19 protein-coding genes are annotated in these 21,211 nt (G+C 51.1%); 1 reads left to right on the top strand and 18 read right to left on the bottom strand.

What is annotated here, in order from left to right; all coding sequences use genetic code 11:
• Positions 1-27: 27 nt before the first annotated feature.
• The 3 genes from AB1483_13510 to argF all read right to left on the bottom strand — a co-directional run bounded on the left by AB1483_13510 (position 28) and on the right by argF (position 2,128).
• Entirely contained in the window at positions 28-561 is a 534-nt protein-coding gene (locus AB1483_13510) for a hypothetical protein (GenBank protein MEW6413467.1), read from the bottom strand.
• A 124-nt stretch (positions 562-685) separates the two neighbouring features.
• Positions 686-1,117 (bottom strand): PaaI family thioesterase, encoded by a 432-nt coding sequence (locus AB1483_13515; protein ID MEW6413468.1) that lies wholly within the window; start codon positions 1,115-1,117, stop codon positions 686-688.
• 105 nt (positions 1,118-1,222) lie between these two features.
• Complete coding sequence (argF, locus tag AB1483_13520; GenBank protein ID MEW6413469.1) at positions 1,223-2,128, bottom strand: ornithine carbamoyltransferase; 906 nt, start codon at positions 2,126-2,128, stop codon at positions 1,223-1,225.
• A gap of 226 nt (positions 2,129-2,354) precedes the next feature.
• On the opposite strand from argF, the gene liaF reads away from it, so the two are divergent.
• On the top strand, positions 2,355-3,095 hold the full coding sequence (gene liaF, locus AB1483_13525; GenBank protein ID MEW6413470.1) for a cell wall-active antibiotics response protein LiaF: 741 nt from the start codon (positions 2,355-2,357) through the stop codon (positions 3,093-3,095).
• A 14-nt stretch (positions 3,096-3,109) separates the two neighbouring features.
• Here liaF and hslU read toward each other — a convergent pair whose 3' ends face one another.
• The 15 genes from hslU to AB1483_13600 all read right to left on the bottom strand — a co-directional run bounded on the left by hslU (position 3,110) and on the right by AB1483_13600 (position 21,210).
• Complete coding sequence (hslU, locus tag AB1483_13530; GenBank protein ID MEW6413471.1) at positions 3,110-4,459, bottom strand: ATP-dependent protease ATPase subunit HslU; 1,350 nt, start codon at positions 4,457-4,459, stop codon at positions 3,110-3,112.
• Positions 4,456-4,992 carry an ATP-dependent protease subunit HslV gene (hslV, locus tag AB1483_13535; protein ID MEW6413472.1) on the bottom strand — a complete coding sequence of 179 codons (537 nt, stop codon included), beginning with the start codon at positions 4,990-4,992 and terminating at the stop codon, positions 4,456-4,458. The genes hslU and hslV overlap by 4 nt, the downstream gene beginning before the upstream one ends.
• A gap of 12 nt (positions 4,993-5,004) precedes the next feature.
• Entirely contained in the window at positions 5,005-6,087 is a 1,083-nt protein-coding gene (locus AB1483_13540) for a tyrosine-type recombinase/integrase (GenBank protein ID MEW6413473.1), read from the bottom strand.
• Positions 6,036-8,318: a type I DNA topoisomerase gene (gene topA / locus AB1483_13545; protein MEW6413474.1), complete on the bottom strand. Its 2,283-nt coding sequence runs from the start codon at positions 8,316-8,318 to the stop codon at positions 6,036-6,038. The genes AB1483_13540 and topA overlap by 52 nt, the downstream gene beginning before the upstream one ends.
• A 40-nt stretch (positions 8,319-8,358) precedes the next feature.
• Positions 8,359-8,586: a DNA-directed RNA polymerase subunit omega gene (gene rpoZ / locus AB1483_13550; GenBank protein MEW6413475.1), complete on the bottom strand. Its 228-nt coding sequence runs from the start codon at positions 8,584-8,586 to the stop codon at positions 8,359-8,361.
• Positions 8,587-8,615: 29 nt separating this feature from the next.
• On the bottom strand, positions 8,616-9,236 hold the full coding sequence (gmk, locus tag AB1483_13555; protein MEW6413476.1) for a guanylate kinase: 621 nt from the start codon (positions 9,234-9,236) through the stop codon (positions 8,616-8,618).
• 21 nt (positions 9,237-9,257) lie between these two features.
• Positions 9,258-10,133, bottom strand: coding sequence for a YicC/YloC family endoribonuclease (locus AB1483_13560; GenBank protein ID MEW6413477.1), 876 nt, complete (start codon positions 10,131-10,133; stop codon positions 9,258-9,260).
• Between the two features lie 103 nt (positions 10,134-10,236).
• Positions 10,237-10,911 carry a response regulator gene (locus AB1483_13565; GenBank protein ID MEW6413478.1) on the bottom strand — a complete coding sequence of 225 codons (675 nt, stop codon included), beginning with the start codon at positions 10,909-10,911 and terminating at the stop codon, positions 10,237-10,239.
• 9 nt (positions 10,912-10,920) lie between these two features.
• A complete protein-coding gene (locus AB1483_13570; protein ID MEW6413479.1) occupies positions 10,921-12,837 on the bottom strand; it encodes a PAS domain-containing sensor histidine kinase in 1,917 nt (638 codons plus the stop codon).
• A gap of 11 nt (positions 12,838-12,848) precedes the next feature.
• A complete protein-coding gene (locus AB1483_13575; GenBank protein MEW6413480.1) occupies positions 12,849-14,861 on the bottom strand; it encodes a S8 family peptidase in 2,013 nt (670 codons plus the stop codon).
• A gap of 92 nt (positions 14,862-14,953) precedes the next feature.
• Positions 14,954-15,700, bottom strand: a complete 747-nt coding sequence (locus AB1483_13580; GenBank protein MEW6413481.1) for an amino acid ABC transporter ATP-binding protein — start codon at positions 15,698-15,700, stop codon at positions 14,954-14,956.
• Positions 15,669-16,355, bottom strand: a complete 687-nt coding sequence (locus tag AB1483_13585; GenBank protein MEW6413482.1) for an amino acid ABC transporter permease — start codon at positions 16,353-16,355, stop codon at positions 15,669-15,671. The genes AB1483_13580 and AB1483_13585 overlap by 32 nt, the downstream gene beginning before the upstream one ends.
• Positions 16,356-16,409: 54 nt before the next feature.
• Complete coding sequence (locus AB1483_13590; protein MEW6413483.1) at positions 16,410-19,247, bottom strand: AsmA family protein; 2,838 nt, start codon at positions 19,245-19,247, stop codon at positions 16,410-16,412.
• Between the two features lie 124 nt (positions 19,248-19,371).
• Positions 19,372-20,049 (bottom strand): metal-dependent hydrolase, encoded by a 678-nt coding sequence (locus AB1483_13595; GenBank protein ID MEW6413484.1) that lies wholly within the window; start codon positions 20,047-20,049, stop codon positions 19,372-19,374.
• 144 nt (positions 20,050-20,193) lie between these two features.
• Entirely contained in the window at positions 20,194-21,210 is a 1,017-nt protein-coding gene (locus tag AB1483_13600) for a radical SAM protein (GenBank protein MEW6413485.1), read from the bottom strand.
• Between the last annotated feature and the right edge of the window lies 1 nt (position 21,211).

Here is a 21,211-nt window from a genome sequence, read left to right on the forward strand (position 1 = left end):
AGCATTGTCAAGACAAAAGAGGTCCGGTTAAACCTTCACACCCTTCTGAAAGGGCTTAAACTCGATTTTCCTGAGTTCTTCGGCGTCGAAACTGAGCTTAACGTTCTGGTCAACCGGTAAAGAGGGGTACTCCGCGGGAGACACTAAAGCGCGATTATCCGCCGGCGCAACGTAGCCGATAGCTATCTTGAATTTTTTGGCGTATTCTTCGACAATTTTGCGCCTGACGCTGCCGGGCTTCATGAGAGTAGAGTTTTCGGTGAAAGCGAAAACCAACTGGGGATTGGACGACAAAATCTGAACGCTTCCGATTTTCTCATCGCTTAGTTTTGTCTTTACAAATTCCAAAAGTGAGAACAACGCTCCAAACTCCAAGTCCAGAAGTTCGCCTTCGGTACGACAACGAAAGAGGATACCGTAAGCGGGTATCGAGAAACAGATCATTCCCTTCGAGAAGCCATTGGATTCCAGGAAGGGGTCCAGTCTGGGGCTATTAAAGGCGGCCAGGTAGCATTTGAGCTGCGGTTTTTTCTCGGTCATGTCAAATAGAGATGCAAGCACGGTGCCAACCTCAATATGTCACATGAAGTGCTTGTTTGACTTGAACTTACTTGAAAAAGCAGTATGACGGGCCGGACCTGAGAGGCGGTCGAATTTCAGAGATGTTGAAATACTTTATAACCTTTTAGCCGACCGATTTCATCAATTCGTTTTTCATATTCGGGTCGGCTTCAATATACTTGCCGGTGGCTGTGGCATATACCTGGTCATTCTCGCCCATTGCCACGCCCTCGGTAAAGGTCACCCTTCCCTTAGTCTTTATCACTCGACCGGTGAACCGTACTCTTTCGCCCACCCTTACAGGAAGCAGATAGCGCACTGTAAGCTCCACCGTAACGGCGTATTTTTCTTCGGCCAGGATAGCCTTGATCATAACTTCATCGAGAAGTGCGGAGATTATCCCACCGTGATATATGCCGCGGTAACCTTCGAAACAGTCGCTGGCCACGATATCCGTTGTAGCTTTCTCTCCGTCGAACAGAAATTTCGCCTTAAGGCCGTGATTGTTGGAATCGCCGCAGACAAAACACTTGGAATATTTGAGTACTTCCTTCATGGCGCTAATTGTACTTATGATCAGGCGCGAAGTCAATGATACTAATTGACCAAAAAAAGCCCGGTCAACGACCGGGCTTCACTATTTGATATGCATCGTCAGGGATCACTGCTGGAGCAGGAAGGCCATAATTGCTTTTTGAATGTGCAGCCTGTTTTCGGCTTCGTCGAATACCACCGACTGCGGCCCATCCATCACCTCGTCGGTGATTTCTCTTCCCCGCTCTGCCGGCAGACAGTGAAGAACGATGGCGTTCGGACTGGCGGCTTTCAGGAGAGTGCTGTTGAGCTGATACTTAGCCAACTTTTTGGCTTTCTCTTCGGCCTGATCCTTTTGGCCCATGGAGGCCCAGACGTCTGTATAGACCGCGTCGGCATCCGCGACAGCTTCCATCGGATCATCGGTAATCAGCACCTTGCTCTTCGGGTTAGCTTTCGCCTTCGCGATGATTGTCGGGTCAGGTTGGGTGTCTCGCGCCGTACCAACTCTGAAGTCAAGAGGAATAAGCGAGGCGAGGTTGAGCCAGCTATTGCATATGTTGTTGCCATCACCGACGTATGCCACTTTGTACCGGTCACTGGGTTTTAGATGTTCCAGCATGGTGAAATAATCTCCGAGAATCTGGCAGGGGTGCACAAGGTCGGTCAGTCCGTTCACGACAGGTACCGAGGCGTACTTGGCCAGTTCATCTACGTCGGACTGTTTATAGGTCCGGATCATGATCATACCCACGTAACGGGAGAGCACCTGAGCGGCATCGGCGACTGATTCGCGTTGTCCGAGCTTTATTTCTTTATCGGTGATATAGATAGGGTGACCGCCTAATTCGTGGATGCCGACTTCGAAAGAAACCCGGGTGCGGAGTGATTCTTTGGTAAAAATGCAGGCGACGGACTTGCCTTCGAGCGGTTTTGGCGCGATTTTCCCGGATTTCATCCGCGCACACAGATCGAATATCTCATGAACTTCCTTGGCGGTGAAATCGGTTATTTGAGTCAAAGAACGGGGCATTGCCACCTCCTCGTATTTAAGAAGATCCTTTAGGTCAAAAAATCCTGTGGAATAAAGAGCTTTGGGTCGGCAAAGTCAAGCCGTTATCCGACCGGCGAAAGTTTTTTTGTCAAAAAAGTCGAGGCGGCAGTTGATACAGGGGTAAAAATATTAAAGTTGCCAACCGGAACTATGTTTGTAATATTACGTAATCTAGAGTAGATACAGGAACAAGGATTGACAGCGCGTGAAACCAAGAACTAAAGTCATTTTCGGAATAGCGTTCGTATTCTTTGGCTTTTTGCTACTGGGAGAGTCCACCGGCTTATTCGACCCCGGGGAGGCCATGGGTCTTTTGTTTCCGTTTATGATGATAGGTGTTGGTTTCTGGCTGATTGCACGCCGTAAGAGACAATCCGCTCCGTCTTCGACCGCTTCTTTTTATTGTCCACCGACGCCGCCGCGAGACGCCGAGCCCGACGTAGACAAGATGTATCAGCAGCAGGAGCAGACACAATCCACAGGGAAATCTGCATCTTCGCCCGAGGATACTTCATACAGATCGAGCAATTACGAACAGGCGACGACATCGGAGAGCCCTTCTACCGATGATTCGGGCAAGCTCAAATACAGTAAGTCGCTTGGTGATATGCTGATTGATTTTCGCGGCGTAAATATTCACAACGTGGAGATTTCGGCGGGAGTCGGGGATCTTGAAATCAGGCTTTCCGGAGGAGTGCTTTCCGATGGGCTCAACCGGATTATCATTTCAAGCTTCATAGGCGACATCCGTATCTACGCGCCGGCGGATCTTCCCGTCTTCACGCATTGCTCCAATTTTGTCGGCGATATTGAATTGATGGGGAAACGAGCCAGCGGGTTCGGTAACAGCATAGACTCGCAAACGGCCAACTATGGGTCCTCGCCGAAAAAGCTTTATATGGCCTGCAACAGCTTCATCGGCGATATCAGGTATTTCACAATCTGAGGCCGCTTTTTCAACTACAATATATATTTGCTGAGATCCTCGTTTTCGATAATTTTGTCGAGGCGTTGGGAAACCATCTTCCCGGTAATAACGATCTGCTTCTTTCTTGCCGGCGGTTCAAAGAGAATATCTTCGAGCAGGGTTGTCATGATCGTGTGCAATCGCCGCGCTCCGATGTTTTCCGATTCCCGGTTGACCTTTTCAGCATAGCCGGCAATCTTCTTGATTGACTCGGCGGAGAATTCCAACTCCAGGCCTTCGGTTTTAAGCAGAGCCTTATATTGTTTGACCAGTGACGCCTGAGGTTCGGAAAGAATCCGCTGAAAATCATCGGCGGAGAGCGAATCAAGCTCGACCCTGATGGGAAAACGTCCTTGGAGTTCCGGTATCAGGTCTGACGGTTTGGTAGCGTGGAACGCTCCGGCGGCGATGAAGAGGACATGGTCAGTGTGAACCATGCCATACTTGGTCGTTACGCCGCAACCTTCGACGATCGGTAGAATATCCCGCTGGACTCCCTCGCGGCTGACATCGGGTCCGACTTTCGATGAATCACCGACAATTTTGTCAAGCTCATCGATAAAGACTATTCCCGATTCCTGAACCCGTTCCAGCGCCTCGGGTATCACTTCATCCATGTTCACCAGCTTGTTGAGTTCTTCGTTATGGATGAACTTCCGCGCCTCTTTGACGGTCATTTTGCGGCGTTTGGTTTTCTGAGGCATCAGGCCGGAGAACATCTCCTGAAAGTTCACGCCGAGTTCTTCCATCCCCATGGGCGAGAAGATTTCGATGACCGGAAACTGGCTTTGCGGAGTGTCTAATTCCACTTCTCGTTCATCCAGTTTACCGTCGAGCAGCTTCTGACGAAACTTCTCTTTCGTACGCGTCCATGAATCGGCGTCGCTTTCAATTACCTCTTTGTCACCTTTCGGTTTCGGTGGTGGTCCTATGAGCATGTCGAGAAGTCTCTCGATAGTGTTCTGTTCGGCTCTTGACTGAAGGTGTCTCGACTTTTCCACCCGCACCATGTTGACGGCGATGTCGACGAGGTCGCGGACCATCGATTCGACATCGCGCCCCACATAGCCGACCTCGGTGAATTTCGATGCTTCGACTTTTATAAACGGCGCCGCTGCCAGATCCGCCAGACGGCGCGCTATCTCGGTCTTGCCCACTCCGGTGGGACCGATCATGATGATATTATTGGGCATGATCTCCCGGCGGATATCATCCGGGGCGTGCTGACGGCGCCATCGATTACGAAGAGCAATCGCAACCGATTTCTTGGCGTCATCCTGACCGATGATGTATTTGTTGAGGTGTTCTACTATTTCTTTCGGCTTGAGATAATTGTCGTTCATTTGAGTGTTTCGACCTTAATGTTCTTGTTTGTGTAGATACAGATATCAGCGGCGATCTCGAGTGATTTCTCGGCGATTTTTTCGGCGGTCATTTTGGGGTTGGCCATCATAAGGGCCCGCGCCGCGGCCAGCGCATAAGACCCGCCGGAGCCGATAGCGATGATACCGTCATCCGGTTCAATGACCTCACCGTTACCGCTGATCAGCAGAATATGTTTATTGTCGGTGACCACAATGACCGCTTCGAGACGCTGCAGGCTGCGGTCAGTGCGCCACTCCTTGGCCAGCTCGACGGCAGCTTTCTGAAGATTGCCGCCGTATTCCTCGATCTTTTTGTCGAGCAGGTCATAAAGGGCCATAGCATCAGCAACAGCGCCCGCAAAACCGGCCAGTATTTTCCCGTCACAGAGCTTTCTGATTTTGACGGCTGTGGTCTTCATGACGGTATCGTCAAACGTCACCTGACCATCGCCCGCCAGGGCGGCCTGTCCTTTATGTATTAAGCCAACTATAGTGGTTGCGTGTAATTTCATACCTCTCCTCATTTATTTCTTTGACCCGGATCGGGGGTGCGCCAGTTTATAAGCCTTTTTCATCGATTCCGCCGTTATGTGTGTGTATTTTTGAGTTGTCGACAGGGTGGCGTGGCCGAGGATCTCCTTGATCAGCATGAGGTCGGCGCCGTTCTCCAGAAGGTGCGTCGCGAAAGAATGGCGCAGCGTGTGGGGAGTGATGTTCATACCGGCCGCGGCGGCGAATTGTTTCACCAGGCGGTCGATGGAACGTACCGAGAGCGGCAGGCCATCCCGGTTGACTAGCAAATTCGACGACCCCGCGCCTTTCGTCGCCAGAAATTCATCGCGAACTTTCAGATATTTTCTAAGATCCTCGAGAGTATTCTCGCCGACAGGGACAACCCTGATTTTGTTGCCTTTTCCGGTGACGGTGATGGTTCCTCCGGCGTGATCGATATCACCCAGCCTGATTGACGCAAGTTCTTCGCGTCTGATACCGGTAGCATATAGCAGCGCTATCATTATGTAATCGCGCCAATAGGAATACCTTTTCTTGTCCAGATCGACGTTGTCGTGGCGAAAGAGGCGATTGATGTCTGATTGCGGCACGAAATCGGGTATTCGGGAGCGATATTTCATGACCGGCAGTTTGAACAGATATTCTTTTCGATGAGTCTCTGCTGAGATGAATTTCTGGAATCCCGAAAGCGCCGATAGAAACCGGGCGAGAGAGCGATTGGAAATATTTTCTTCCGAACGAGCGCGAAGGTAGAGTCGCAAAAACAGAGGGTCATTTTTGCGGGCCGACGGAAGTTCCTTGTATCGCTCCTCGAGGAATCTCACCCACGGCGAAAGGTCTCGCCGGTAGGCCTCGATAGTTTTGGCGGCGTATCTTTTATCGGACTGAAGCGCCTTCATATACTCAGACAGCAACCTGGATAACATGAGGTCATGATATTCAAAAAGGGGTGCAGCGTCAATTACTTTGATTTCCCCGTGCAAATAGAAAAGCCGGAGCGAGTTGGCTCCGGCATTCATTTGTCTTTCGATGATACGCCGAATCAGGTCACCGCGTTCTTTTCGGTGCTTTTTTCGGTCATTTCGTGTTTGCATTCGGGGCAGCGATAAAAGTCACCTTTGGCTTTCGAGACCTTCTGGACCATGAACGGATGGTGGCAGACCGGGCATTCCATCTTTACCGGCATATCCCAACTGGCATAGTCACACTTCGGGTAATTCGAACAACCGTAAAAGATTCTTCGGCCCTTGGTCTGCTTTTCGGTGATCTCGCCCGAGCAGCCTTTGCGGGGACATTTAATGCCGAGAGTAATGGCTTTCGTGTTTTTGCAGTCCGGATAAGCGGAACAAGCCATAAACCGCCCGAATCTTCCCGATTTGATCACCATCGGTGAGCCACACTTCTCGCATTTCTCGTCGGTTTTCGTGCGAGCTTCTTCTTCCGGCAACGGACGGGTGGTTTTGCACTCGGGATAAGCGGAGCATGCCAAAAAGCGTCCGTTGCGTCCCCACTTAATCACCATGGGCGAACCACACTTCTCGCACTTGATGTCCGTCTTTTCCTCCATCGACGCCTTGATTTCTTTCTGCTTTCCCTTGAGTCCATCGATGGTCTTTTTGAAAGGTTTGTAGAACTCCTTCAGGACCTTCACCCAGTCGTCGGAACCTTCCTCGACCAGATCGAGTTCGCTCTCCATCTCGGCCGTGAATTTGACGTTGAACAGGTCCGGGAAGTTTTCGACCAGAATCTTATTCACAGCGATGCCGAGTTCGGTGGGTTTAAGCTTGCGTTCTTCGACCTCGACATACTTGCGGTCCTTCAGAGTCGATATGATGGTAGCGTAGGTTGATGGTCTGCCGATCCCTTCGGCTTCCAACTCTTTCACCAGCATAGCTTCGGAGAAACGGGCCGGCGGCTTGGTGAACGACTGCGTGGGAGTCAACGCTACCAGATTAAGCGAATCTTTCGGTTTCAGAGGCGGCAGAGCATCAAGACCGTTGCCGTTGCCGTTTTCGTCAGGCTCTTTTTCTTCGTGGTAGATTTTCAGGAAACCGTCGAAGGTAACTTTCTCGGCGACAGCCCGGAAAGTGAACCGTCCGGCATCGATGAGAACCGTCTCGACGGCGAACTCGGCCGGGTTCATCTGACAGGCCACAAACCTGTTCCAGATTAGCGAATACAACTTAAACTGCTGGGCAGTGAGTTTCTTTTTGAGCTTTTCCGGCGGCAGATCCAGATAAGTGGGGCGAATCGCCTCGTGCGCATCCTGCGCGCCTTTCTTTTTGCCATACTGAATCGGCTTGGCAGGTAGATATTCCTTGCCGAAACTCTTCGAGATATAGTCGCGGACCGCTTTGATGGCCTCGTTGGAAATACGGGTGGAGTCCGTGCGCATATAAGTGATCAGCCCGACCGGTCCCTCTTTGCCCAACTCGATTCCCTCATAGAGTTTCTGGGCGACGGACATCGTCTGTTTGGCGCTAAAACCGTGTTTCTTGGCAGCTTCCTGCTGCAGGGTCGATGTTATGAAAGGAGGCGAGGGTCTTTTGGTCTTCTCTGAATGCTTAACGTCAGAAACAACGTAGTCGGCCTTCTCGAGTTCCTTGATGTATTTTTGAACTTCCTTTTCGGACTTGATGACGATCTTTTTGCTATTGGAGCCGTTTGGCGATGAGACCGTGAGGTCATCGATCTTGTACAGCTTGGAGAGAAAATTCTGTTTCTTTTTTGTCGTCAGTTCGGCTTGAACTTGCCAGTATTCCTGAGGTTGAAAGGCAAGCACAGCTACTTCACGTTCAGCAATCAAGCGTAGAGCGACAGACTGGACCCTGCCGGCCGAAAGGTTACGCGCCACCGTACTCCAAAGAAATGGCGAGACAGTATAGCCAACCAGGCGGTCAAGCACTCGCCGGGCCTGCTGGGCGTTGACGAGATTCATATTAATGTCGCGGGGATTGGCGATTGCCTCGGTTACAGCCGGTTTGGTGATCTCGTTAAAAGCTACCCGGACTACGTTGGCTTTGGTACCTTTGATGCTGTTGGCGACGTGCCAGGCAATAGCCTCTCCCTCGCGGTCAGGGTCAGGCGCTAAAAAGATGGTCTCCGCATTTTTCGAGGCCTTTTTGAGGTCCTTTATTACCTTTTCCTTGCCCTTGATGACAATATACTCCGGTTCGAAATTCTTTTTAGGGTCGATACCGAGCTTCGATTTGGGCAGGTCGAGGATATGGCCAATGGTGGCCATAATTTCAAAATCTTTTCCCAGGAATTGTGAGAGGGTTCTTGTCTTGGCCGGTGACTCTACGATCAGTAAGTTCTTCGCCATTGGGTTCCTTTATTGGTCCAGGTTGAAGCAGAGATATATATTACATCGAATTGGAACGCGTAAACTTAACCCTTCCCTCCAAAAGATCTTTGAGAGCGACCATGGTAATCTTGCGGGCCTCTATTTCGACCGCCGGGTTTTCTTCCATCTTCTCCAGAGACCGTAAGCGCTTGTTGTTCAAGCCCCTGGCGTGCTGCGAAGCGACAATTACGGCTTCGTATCTGTTAAGTCCAAGTTTCTCCAGTTGATCGATCGGTAGTCTATGCACTTCGTCCTCCTGATTCGAAAATTAATCAATTAAACTGACAATTTTCTGATTTGTTCCTCTTTTATGTTCTCGGTGCGGCAATGATGACAGTTGATTATGCTCAGAACCTCACTTACGGCGGTATCCAGGTCCTCATTAATAACAGCATACTCGAATTTGCGGTAGAGACTCATCTCTTTACGCGCGTTGTCAAAACGCACTTTAAGTTGTTCAGCGGTTTCGGTTCCGCGCCTTCTCAGTCTCTTGCGCAACATTGAAGTTGATGGCGGCAAAATGAAAATCGTAACTGCCTCGGGGTATTCCTTCTTAATCCTGAAGGCCCCCTGTACGTCGACATCCAGAAGGATCACACCGCCGCTATTTACAGCCTGTTCCAGCGGTTTACGCGGAGTACCATAGTGATACAGGTGAACCTTAAAGTGTTCGGCGAAGTAATTGGCCTTTACCTTGTCGCGGAATTCCCGTTCGCTGACAAAGACATATTCCCGTCCGTTGCGCTCGCCGGGTCGCCTAGCGCGCGTCGTGTATGATACGGAGAAGCGCCAGCCTTTGCTCTTGCGCGCGGGACTTAAGAGTTTGCGGCAAATAGAGGTCTTGCCGCCGCCGGACGGTGATGATATGACAACGATCTTACCGCGTTTGCTTTTCATACTCTTGAGAGGTCGTCACCGTTACTCAACATTCTGCACCAGCTCGCGAATCTTCTCTGTTTCTTCCTTTATGGTGATAACCATAGTAGAGATTTCGACGTCTGCGGACTTGGAGGCTATAGTATTCGCCTCGCGATTCATTTCCTGTAGTATAAAGTTGAGCTTTTTGCCTTGCGGCCCGCTGTCCTTGAGGGCGGCCTGGTACTGATCGCAATGGCTCAGAAAGCGTGTGCATTCCTCGGTTATGTCGGTCTTTTCCGCCATAAGAGCTATTTGTTCTTCGATTCTTATGTTTTCAGGGAGCGGTTTATCAAGGAGTTCTTCAAGGCGTTTTGTTATCTTCTCGCGATAGCGGTCGACCGCACCCACGGCGAATTTCTTTATCTGCTTTACTTCTTTAGATAGAATAGCCAGGCGCTTTTTCATATCGCGGGCCATAGCCGCTCCCTCGGCGCGACGCATATCCGTTAGACCTTTGAGAGCCTTGTCGGTAGCCGTCTTAAGATCGTTCCAGATTGCTTCGTCATCGATACTATCCTCTTCGGGCTTCGCGACTTCGGGTAGAAGTATCAGATCCGACATGGTCACTTCGCCGGCTATTTTCAGCTCTTTACGGAGGGCTATCAACTGCTTGTAGTATGACTTGAGGGCTGTCTTGTTGATACGGTACTGCTCCTCGAGTCCATTGTTGGCATCAAAGCCCACATATATAGATATTTTTCCCCGGCTGACTGCGGCGCCAACGAGATCCCTGATTTTGGGCTCCATGGTGAAGAACTGGCGAGGCAGGCGCTGGTTGATTTCGAGAAAGCGGTTGTTAACGCTCGAAATCTCTACGGTATATTTGCCGGTTGGGGTTTTTAATTCGGCTTTTCCAAACCCGGTCATAGAATTCATTTTATTTTGCCCTTAAAATACAAAAAACAGGCTAAAGAATAAGCCATTGGAGTGATTTGTCAACTGATATTACTTTCAAAGTGACCTATTTGGCCGTTTTGACCTAAAAACACGACTCGTCTTGGCCGGCTAAGACCTTATCGATACGGGAGATTGAACCTTCCTTTTGTCTCGTCTCGGTGCGCTCGAAAAGATGTTTGAGTTGCTGCGCCGACCTGTGGATAGCGGTAATTCGACTGGTCATCTCATCGTCTATACAGCCGTTCTCGGTCAGAATCTTCTCCGCCGTCTGCAGAATTGTATTCAGTGGTTCGGCCAGTTCATGTTCATAACCTCTGGCAGACCGTTCTGACGGCAGCGCCGGTTTGTCGGCACGCTGAGACAGACTCTGCCTGCGTCGATACAATCCACTCACCATTCGGGGGATCACGGCGTAATAGGAACTGTCTTTTATCAACAACTCCTCACAGCCGCACCCGAAGACTTCCTTTGTCATCTGTTCGGAGATGTTTTCCGCGACTACAATCAGGGCCAACTCGGGATCGCTGTGGTGCAGGACCCGAACAAGATGCGTGCCCGAACATCCGGTTATTGAAAAGTCAACGACGGCGATATCGAATTTTTGATGTTGAATGGCTTTTAAGGCTTGTTCGTAAGTTTTGACTAAGACGACCAGTGGGCGGTCGAGTCGGCGGGCTAACTGCTGCTCCATAAGCATGCCGTGATACCCGTTTTCCTCGACGATTAATATTCGCGGACCGTTTTGCGGCACCGGCACTTGAGCACCTCACAGCAAAGGTATTGAGATTCTTACCAGGGTCCCTTCCCCTTCGGTCGATGTTATGTGTAAATCACCTTTAAGAGATTCAACAAGCTTTCTGGTCAGCGATAGTCCCAGGCCGAGCCCCGGGATGCTCTGGACTTTCTTATCCGGCACACGGTAAAAGAAATCGCAGAGTCTGGGAATGTATTTGGACGCTATTCCCATACCGTTGTCGGCTACGTCGATAGTACATCGTTCTGCCGACACCTCGGCTTTTATCCTGATGGTTGTCTTGCCTTTGTCGCCGAAAACGACGCTGTTGGCCATGACATTGTAAAGAGCGGCGCCAAGCAGGCGCTGATGTGTTTTTATCTTGGGTAAGTTTTTATATGTACAGTCGACAGCGGCGCCGGGATACGCGTTAAATATCTTTTGGATTTGCTGATTGACGAGAAGGTTCAAATCGACGACCTGAGCCGCGTCGTGAATCTTGATCTGGCGCACAAATCCGGACAAGCGCCGGACGACATCGAGAAGGTTACCCATAGCAGCGTCTATTTTCTCAATGCAACTGTTGCCTTTTTCGCCGAGTTCGTTATAGAACTCGTGGCAGACCTGATCGGCTGTGTATGACACGGTCTTCAGCGATTTGCTCAGATTGGTCAGCACCGCCTGCCACATCTTCCAGTCGGGGGCGCCGGACAACATACTGTCGTTGGCGGCCAGGCCGGGGATGAAAACAAGGCAACTGCTCAGATCATCCGGGCTGTCGCCGAGCTTCATGACAATCAGCCGAGCATAATCGCCGGGTGATGTCTTGATCTCCACTGCCAGGTCGGCGTAATGGTCTTGCTGATCGTCGGGGGTCGCGATGTGGTCGACTATCTGTTTTTCAATGTCGGGGGCGTTGTATTCCATTAGCGGTTTAAGAGCGTCGCGGTAATGGCTTTCGAGTTGTGTTTCATTGAATATGGTCAACGCCGAGGGGTTATAACCGATGACCGCGCCTTCGTGATCAGTAAGCAGAGCCGCTATGCCGAGCGAATCCAGAAAGCCAATCGTAAACTTGATATCGCGCAGAGGGTCAGAAGCTGCCGTAGTTTCGCCGGTGGTCCTCACCATCCTGGCCACTACTGGTAGCGCACATTTGACAGCGGCTATGGCGCTTCCCGCCTGACGGTGATCAAAGTCCTCGGGGAAAATCAGGCGAACCAGGTATTGAGAGCCATCGGGCGTCTCGACACGGCTGATATACTCATCGGGAGCCGAACCATACCTCTCAATCACCGCCTGGACTGCATCCTGATCGATAAAGGAGTAATCGTTACCCGTTTGAGCGATGTCGAGGTGTAAATCGCCGGGATCGCCAACGGCGTTAAACACGTGTTCTCCGGCATCCTCGCCGCTTACGGCCGAGCGGGGCTGAAGACTTTCACCGGTGATCATATATACGCATGCCTGACGGGCCCTCACCGAATGGCAAACAGCCTGAAGCAACTGTCTCCATTCCGGCTTGCCGTCGATAGAAGCCAGGTTTTCCAGAATTGTCTTGTAGTGAGAAGTCATTTCGGACGGACTTTGACTTTCGACCAGGTCCGTCTGGTCGATTATAAGCTGGTAATTTACGGGATTCCCGGCGATGAAGTTCAGCGACACCACGGCCCGTGCCGCGACCGGAGTGCGCTGCTGGTCGAGCAACGTTATTGTAGTGGAGTCATAAAAGGTTTCGTAGTGATTGCGATGCGACAGAAGCTGCTCTATTAACTTCTGTGATGGTTCATCGATGAAATCAAGCAGGGATTTCCCGAAAAGATCTTCCTTGGTATAGCCGAGCAGATCCTCGACTTTTTCATCAACGTATACGAATCGTCCCTTGAGATCGATTTTACAAACGGCGCATCGTGTCAGGCCGATGCCGCTGGAGGACTGCTGAATGGTCATGTTATTTTTGTTTAGTTCGCCTTCAACAACTTAACACGGTATGTTTGCCGGTCTGTGTTGATCACCACGATGTAGACGCCGGCTGCCACAACCTTACCACTTTGATTGCGGCCATCCCAATGTTCTACCAATACACTTAGTGCATCGGCATTTACGGAGAAATTATTGACTTTTTCCCACACTTTTTCTCCGGAACTGTTGAAAAACGAAATAGACTGGATATTACCCGCTTCGGGCCCGACAAAGATGGAGACTTGATCGATAAAGGGATTTGGCCCGGCTGTTACCGGGTCAGTAAAGGTGCCGTACACTTGAATAGTGAAGAATGACGTATCAGAGAAATCCAAAAGTGAGGCAATCAGGCCGATCTCGACCGAGGGAACATCTGCCAGTTCGCCGCTGACCTCAAGTGAGCCGGTACCATCGCCGTTATCGGTCAGAATTACCCAGCCCGGCAGATTTATTCCCGTAAAGGACGGGACATCATCAGTCCAACCGCTGCTGGTAAAATCGAAGGTCTGAGTTTGGTCGCGCCCGACCTCAATGATATCGGGTAAGCTGAAATCAACAAACAGGTTAGCTGTTCGGGCGGCATTGAATAGGCCATAACCGAAATCGTTATCGGGAATAGCGCTCTTACTGCCTGTCAGTTTAATGCGTTCCACCAACTCCGCTGCAGTTAGCGTTGGATCGCGCTGCAGTGCCAGCGCTGCTCCGCCAGCGGTGAGGGGTGCGGAGAACGAAGTACCGTTGACCAGGGTAAAACCGCCGACGTGGCTGGCCGCAACAACACTCACACCGAGTGCTGTTATATCGGGTTTAATGCGCCCATCGGCCGTCGGGCCGGGCGATGAAAAGGAAGCCAGAGTTGAATCGGGATTCGCGGCTCCCACAGCCAGCACCGAGTCGCCATCGGCGGGAGCGATTATGTGTCCCCAGGTGTTATTGCGTTCGTTCCCGGCAGAGTTGACGACCAGGATGTTTTTCGAGGCAGCTATATCGGCCGCGATTGTAATCAATGTCGTATTGCCGTCGAGATCCTCAAAAGTATAGCTGCCGCTGTCTTGAAACTCGTTATAACCCAAGGAAGAGTTGATGATGTCGACGCCGATCGAGTCGGCCCATTCGGCAGCCGCAATCCAATTGTATTCTTCCATTTTCACTTCGGTGCCGTTACAGGTGATTTCGGTTTTGGCCAGAACGAAATCAGCATCGTGCGCCACACCGATGAGAGTCCCCGGGGTATAGCCACCGACAACAGACAGAGTAGCCGTACCGTGAAAAGTCTGGTCGGTGGAAAACGAAGACGGGCACTCCGGTTCATCGACAGCGACATCATCATTGATAAAGTCGTAGGTGGCAATTATGCTCGTCGAGTCAAACGCTTCGTGAGAGGGGTCAAAACCTCCGTCAAAGAAGGCAATAGTAACTCCTTCTCCGGTAAGTCCGGCCTGGTGCAGCTTCAGGGCGTTGATAAATTCGGTCTGGAAGAGCGATGGGCCGTAGTCGAAATCGATTGCCTCAAGTGATCGAGCCACCGGTTTGGCTGAGGCAACTTCATCTCCGATATCAGTTACAAGGGTTCTGACCGGATCCACTTGTCGGACGAACGGCAACGAGGCCGCTTTCGCCAGCCGATTGGCATCCGTCTCAATTGCCACAGCCTTGAGCCAGCGGGATACGCGCTTTACTGACACCCCGGTGCTTTGTATCTGCTGTATGACCGATTGACGGACCGGATAATCCCGCCGGTCGATCAGTAAATTAACCGGGTCAACTTTTGCCCTTCGCTTACGGGCTCGCTCAGTAAGCGTCACGGGAGACGACTCGACAGCCGAAGAATCAAGATAAAGCCAGAACTGGTTTTCGCTCTGACTGCTCATCGCATTCACCAATGACTGAGCGCGCTCGGTATATTTGCCCGACGGCTCCTGAGCGAGAACCGGCACCGATAAAGCAGCCGACAGCAGGGCAGAAACCAAGCCGACTTTTACAATATGTCCGACGCAATGTGATCTGTTCATAACAGGGCAACTACTTAGTGTAACGCTATTCGTCAATCGTTATTACAAGAAACGTGGGAATGGTAACATTTGTTCGAACAATCGAGGTCCGCCTACAGGACTTTGGCGAGAAAATCTTTTGTTCTCTGGTTCTTGGGTTTCACGAAGAATTCCTGAGGGGTTCCCTCTTCTATTATCCGACCGTCATCCATAAAAATTATGCGGTCGGCTACCTCTCTGGCGAAGCCGATCTCGTGGGTAACGACGAGCATGGTCATACCTTCTTTGGCCAGTTGTTTCATAACCTCGAGCACCTCGCCTATCATCTCGGGGTCCAGAGCGGATGTTACCTCATCGAAAAGCATAATCTTGGGATTCATCGCCAGGGCGCGTGCGATGGCCACCCTCTGTTTCTGTCCGCCGGACAACTGCCCCGGATACGCGTCCACCTTCTCTCTCAATCCGACCTTGCCGAGCAGTTCCGCCGATACTCTGACGGCCTCATCCTTTGACCGTTTACGGACCACACGCTGCGCCAGGCAGACGTTGTCAAGTACGGAAAGATGGGGAAACAGGTTGAAGTGCTGGAAAACCATACCAACCTCGAGCCGGATCTGGTGCATCTGGTGGTGATTTTTGTCAATCAGGAAGCCATCGACATTGATATCGCCCGTTTGAATCTCTTCCAGACCGTTCAGGCAGCGCAGCAGGGTTGATTTGCCCGAACCTGATGGTCCGAGGATAACGACCACCTCGCCCGGTGAAACATTGAGACTGAGATTGTTCAGCGCGACAGTATCGCCAAATCGACAGGTTACGTTTTTGACTTCAATGATCATTACGACTCGCTCCGTAGCCATGGATGGCAAATTTCTTCTCGAGACGCTTGACGAGCCTTGTCAGCGTGAGTGTCATGATGAGATAAATGGCGCCTACCACCAGCCAGGTGTGGAAATCAAGAAAGTACTGGCTGGTGTATTCCCTACCGGCTCTGGTAAGTTCTCTCAGGCCAATAATGGAGACGAGCGATGAATCCTTCAAGCAGGCGATAAATTCGTTCGCGGCAGGGGCAACGACAATTCGAAACGACTGGGGCAGGATAATGTGCCGCAGAGTCTGCCATCGCGTCATCCCCAGCGACATGGCGGCTTCGTGCTGCCCGTAATCGATAGCTTCGATACCGGAGCGGAATATTTCGGCCATGTAAGCGCCGTAGCATACGCCGACCGCCAGAACGCCGGCAACGAATCTATCCATGTTCACGACCTTGCCCAGCCCAAAATAGAAAAAGAAGATGAGAACCAGCAGGGGCACACCGCGAAGCACGTTTATATAGGTTCCCGCCAGAGTTCGTATAGTACGGTTGCGGGAGATACGGGCAACTCCGAAGACGAGCCCTAAAATCATGGCAAGTACATAGGCCAATACCGAGATCAGTATGGTCCAGTGTACGACCTGAATTAGATAGAAGAAAATCTTTGACAGAATACCGAGTTGTTCGACAAGCCACGTCATGCTGGACTTTACATAGAAGATGAGCCGGCGTCGCCGGGATCCCCTGTCTTCCTCTTATTTTTTCTTTTTCAGGAGATTATCGAGGACGTTCTGAGCTTCGCCTTTCAAATTGTCCTGAAGATTTTTCCCGAGCGCGGAGTAATCAATGGCCACCGCCGGCTTGTCGAGCGTGCCTCCGAAGCCAATCGGAAGTTTGATTCTATCAACACTCTTGTCGGAAAGCAAGCCGGCTACGTTTCCAAGTAGTCCGCCCGACGAGACCAGCTTTTGTGACCATTCTTTCGACAGCAGAATGGTGCCGGTGTAGTCTATATCTCCGTCAAATGAGTAGTAGCCATCCAGCTCAACCTCACCCATGCTTCCCAGCTGCGTTTTGAGCTTATCCACGCCAACCTTGCCATCCTTGACGATGACTTTGGTTGCCAGACTGCGCAGGGGTTGTTCCTTATCAAACGACTGCCCGGCCTTCGAAGCAAGGCTGTTTATGGCGGAGTAGACTTCACCCGAGGTGATCACTTTCCCCTGCTGCATGGAAGTATTGGAATTCATGGTGAGGGAATTCAGGAAATCCTCCGGCTCCCACCCTTCGGCGGCGTACTGACCATCGAGATTGATCTTGCCATAGAGAAAGCCGCCGAATTTGGTAAAGCGACTGACGAAATCATTGGCTTCAACATTGGTCGCCTGAAACTCGCCGGTATAACGCGGATTTTCAAAATCATTGAGGTCGATAGTCGTATTCCCCGCTACATCGCCGCTATAAACTTTACCGGTGGCATCATAGCACTCTATCTTGCGATCATAGATTTTTATTTTGCCCTGGAGCGACGTAAACTCCACCCGGCTGTAAATCAAGGTGTCAACCTCGAAAGTCCCCTGACCATCGATATCGGGCAGAATAATTGTCGACACTGAGTCCATTGAAGCCGTCGCCATGGTCTCACCGGATCCCGGAACGGCCTCAGGAAAGAGTTTGTCGGCGTCGAAGCGATGTGAGGTCAACTTGAACAAAAACAGCGGCTTGGTTACGTTACTGCGGTCGATAGTTTTCAGAGGCAACAGGTAAGGAAACGGGTTGATGAGCTTGCCCGAAAATGAGGCGTCACTTGAAACAAACTGCGCCGTCATATTAACCACTGTTATTGTGTCGGGGGCAACTTTAAGATCGGCCTCGAAATGCCTGAGCGGTTCCGGAAGCAGCGAATCGGAATAGGATGCGTTTTTGATAGTTACAGTGCCGGAAGGCTGAAGTTTTTCGTAGTCAGCCAGGACACCGGCCAGTTTGAGGTTCAAGGCCAGATCCCCCTCCAGGTGGGGATTGCCTTTGGGGGGCAACAGCGAGTTAACGACATCGAGATTCAACCGGCCATCGAGAACTCCGTCTATAGTCGGGGTAATACCGGGGCGGGCCGTTGAGTCGGCCATCAAATACGGCACCAGTTTGTTGAGTCGTCCGGTAAAGCCCAGGCTTCCGGAACTCGTGCGAGCATCGAGTTTCTTGACGCTTGTCAGTTCCCGGTCAAAGTAGACATCGAGATTGAATGATTCGATCGGCTCGAGCATGAAACTCGAATTGTATTTTCCATCAACGACTTTCAGGTCGCCGGAGAAATTCATTTGGGTAAAGTCATTGGTCTTGCCTGACAGCTTGATATTGAACTCAGCGGCTCCGGCGATTTCGTGAGCGTCCTCCGCCGGAAGAAAAGGCTGCAAATATACGAGGTTGAAATTACCCGCGAGTTCCCCGTTAACAACCGGATCCTCAAAATTCTCAACGACCAGGTGGCCTTTCAGCGGTTTATCATCGAAATAGCCATCTTCGATGGTAAAGCGAAGGTTGTCATTTTTGAAGTCTATCAGCGCTTTGCTGAAGCGGAATTTGCCGGGGACCTCGCTATGGGACAGATTCATGGAGGTTATGATCGCGGTTCCGAAGTAAGTCAGCGTATCGGTATTTGCCGTATCGTATTCAACATCAAGATCGAGTGAGAAGTCGCCATCGACCTTGATATCTTTCGTCATTTCGAGTTGTTTCTCGGGCAGAAGGTTCAGCAGGTCGGCGACTTTGATTTTTTGAGATTTCAGGTTGACCTTGCTCTTAAGATCGCCCGCAGGATCCGACGCCGTGCCCTCGAGAGTAAACTTGAGAGCATTCAGCTCAAGTCCCGTCTCATCGAAGGTGAGCTGCTTCTGGTCAAGGTCGTAGGCGGCGTGGTAGTCCAGCTTGACGCTCAGTACGGGTAGTGGTTTCTCACCCGCTACCAGAAGCGAATCTATGGCAATAACGCCTGAAGATTCATAGTAATTTTTTCTGGGTGCTTTTAGCGATGTTGAAAGATCGAGACCTCTGAGGTCGAAGGAACTGGCAGAGCTGTCATCGACATAGCTCAGGTATCCCTCGTTGATTTCCAGTCTGTCGAACGTGACAGCCGCCGCGGCAGCCTTGGTTTCCGGCGTAGCCTTTTGAACCAGTTCGGGTGGCGCTTTTTTCTCCAGGCTTTCGAACGTATAATTATTGGAACCATCGGCTTCCTTGCGCATCGAAATCCGGGGGCGATTTACAACCAATTTGTCAATCCTGAAATCTCCGGAAAATAGCGGCAGGATTCTCAGTTTAACATCCACATTGTCTGCCGTGAGAAACGAGCCATCTTCCATGTCCGGCGGATTGCTGATCGCCACATTGCCGAGCTTGACGCCGATACCGCCCCAGAATGACACCTGAGCATCGTCTATGGTAATATTGCGCCCGAGCTGCGCGCTGCCTTTTTCAATCGCGAATTCTTTCGCCTTTTCTATGGGGAAAAACAGCCATAAACCAACGATGGCCAGCAGGAGTAAAATGATAACAACGCCGGCGATCCAGCCCAGTATTCTCGTGAGTCTTTTCATATTCCTTTATATTCCTTCCGCTTACAACAGGCCCAAAATTCTAATAAGAAATCGGTCCGCTGGCAATTAAAATCGAAAGGGGGCTTTGGCCCCCTCTGGTCGTGTCTCAAGTCTACACGGGAATCTATAGCGTCAGAGCATCACCCGGTTTCAAAATGACAACTTCCGCGCCCGATACTTTGTCGGCGAAGCGCTTGGGGTCCTCGGCGATAATATCCCAAGTATTATAGTGTATTGGGACGACTTTACCGGGTTGAAGGAATTCCACCGCCTTCACGGCGTCATCAATCCCCATGGTGAAGTTGTCACCGATCGGCAGGAAGGCGAGGTCGATGCGGTTCATCTCACCTATCAACTTCATATCGTAGAACAGGCCTGTATCCCCGGGATGATAGATGGTGGCGCCGCCGATGGTGACAAGGAAACCGCAGGCAGGGCCGGTATAGCGGGAGGCGTCAGGACCATATCCTCCACCGTGGTGGGCGATGGTCAGTTTCACTCTTCCGAAGTCAAACTTGTGTGAACCGCCGATGTGCATCGGGTGAATCTGGGCTCCCTGGCTCGAACACAGGTTGGCCAGTTCGAAGTTGGCGATGATAGTAGCATTGTTGCGTTTGGCAATGGCGATGGCATCCCCGACATGGTCGCCGTGACCGTGCGTCAGCAGGACATAATTCACGTCAACGTCGGCCGCTTTTGTCGCGGCTTTTGGATTGTCACTTAGAAACGGATCGATAATGAGCTTATGCTTGCCCTCGGTGATGGTCACACATGAATGACCCAGAAATCGTACTTGAGGCATATCAAACTCCTTGACTATTTGTTAGCAGATCGATGGTTTAGTAATATTGGGGCTGAAATTAGGCAGGTCAACGATATTTTGGTCCGTATCGGCTCAAATCAGTTGTTGGCAGTCATGTCTAAGTTATTCGGCGACAACGAGGAGCTACTTATTGATTGTCCGAAAGAGGCAGGTCGGGAAGGAAGCGTTGAGGTCGCCGGTGTGCGCGTATACCGCACCGCGGCAAGCGCCGCGACAGACTTTAAAATAGGGGCATTCGCGGCAGTGACCATCGATAGTCTCACGGGGATAACGGGCTATCTCGGTCATCTTGGGATCAGTCAGGATGTCAGCCAGACTTTTCTGTCGGACATTGCCTACGATGAACCGGTCAAAAAGCAGGCTGGTGCACGGGTAAACATCGCCCTTGGATGATATGTAGAATGCCTCCGAACCGGCTTTGCATTTGTGGAAATCGTAGGCTGGAGGTAGCGGTCCAAAGGCAACATCGGGCAAGACGCGGGGATTATCCAAAACGACAAGTTTTTCCATCAGCAGAGCGAGGTCTTCGAGCCGGTCGCCGAAAGACATTTTCCGGCTGATCTCGTCATCCGTCCCCCCTCCGTGCGGCACGAAACAGCAATATCGGATTGTCTTCACGCCGAGTTCCCTTGCCATATCGACATAGTCAAGCACGTCATCCATGCTGGCGCGGGAGATTATCATGGCCAGATAGACGGGAAGTCCGGCATCGAGACTTCTCTTGATGCCATCGATAACCATGTGAAATTCTTTGGCGCTGGCGAGCCTGATATTGTGGTTTCTTTCGGGGGTGGAGCCATCGAGGCTGATCTGCAGCGAGCTCAGATGCAGTTTCTTGAGGTTTTCGACACGCTTCGCGGTGAGTGGTATGCCATTAGTCGTTATTCCCGATTTTATGCCTTGATCATAGGCGTACGCGATCAGGTCTTCCAGGTCTTTTCTGATGAAGGGTTCGCCACCCGTCCAACCGATAGTCTCGACTTCTATCTGACTCAGGTAGTCTATAATGTGTCGGCATTCGTCGGTCGTAAGTTCGCCGTCGGATACTTTCACCGCCGAACTATAACAGTGCGGACAGGAAAGGTTGCAGCGGTCAGTTATACCCCATCCGACAGAGCGATATTTTTGTACTTCTGCCATG

The organism is Candidatus Zixiibacteriota bacterium (assembly GCA_040756055.1).
GTDB lineage: Bacteria > Zixibacteria > MSB-5A5 > GN15 > FEB-12.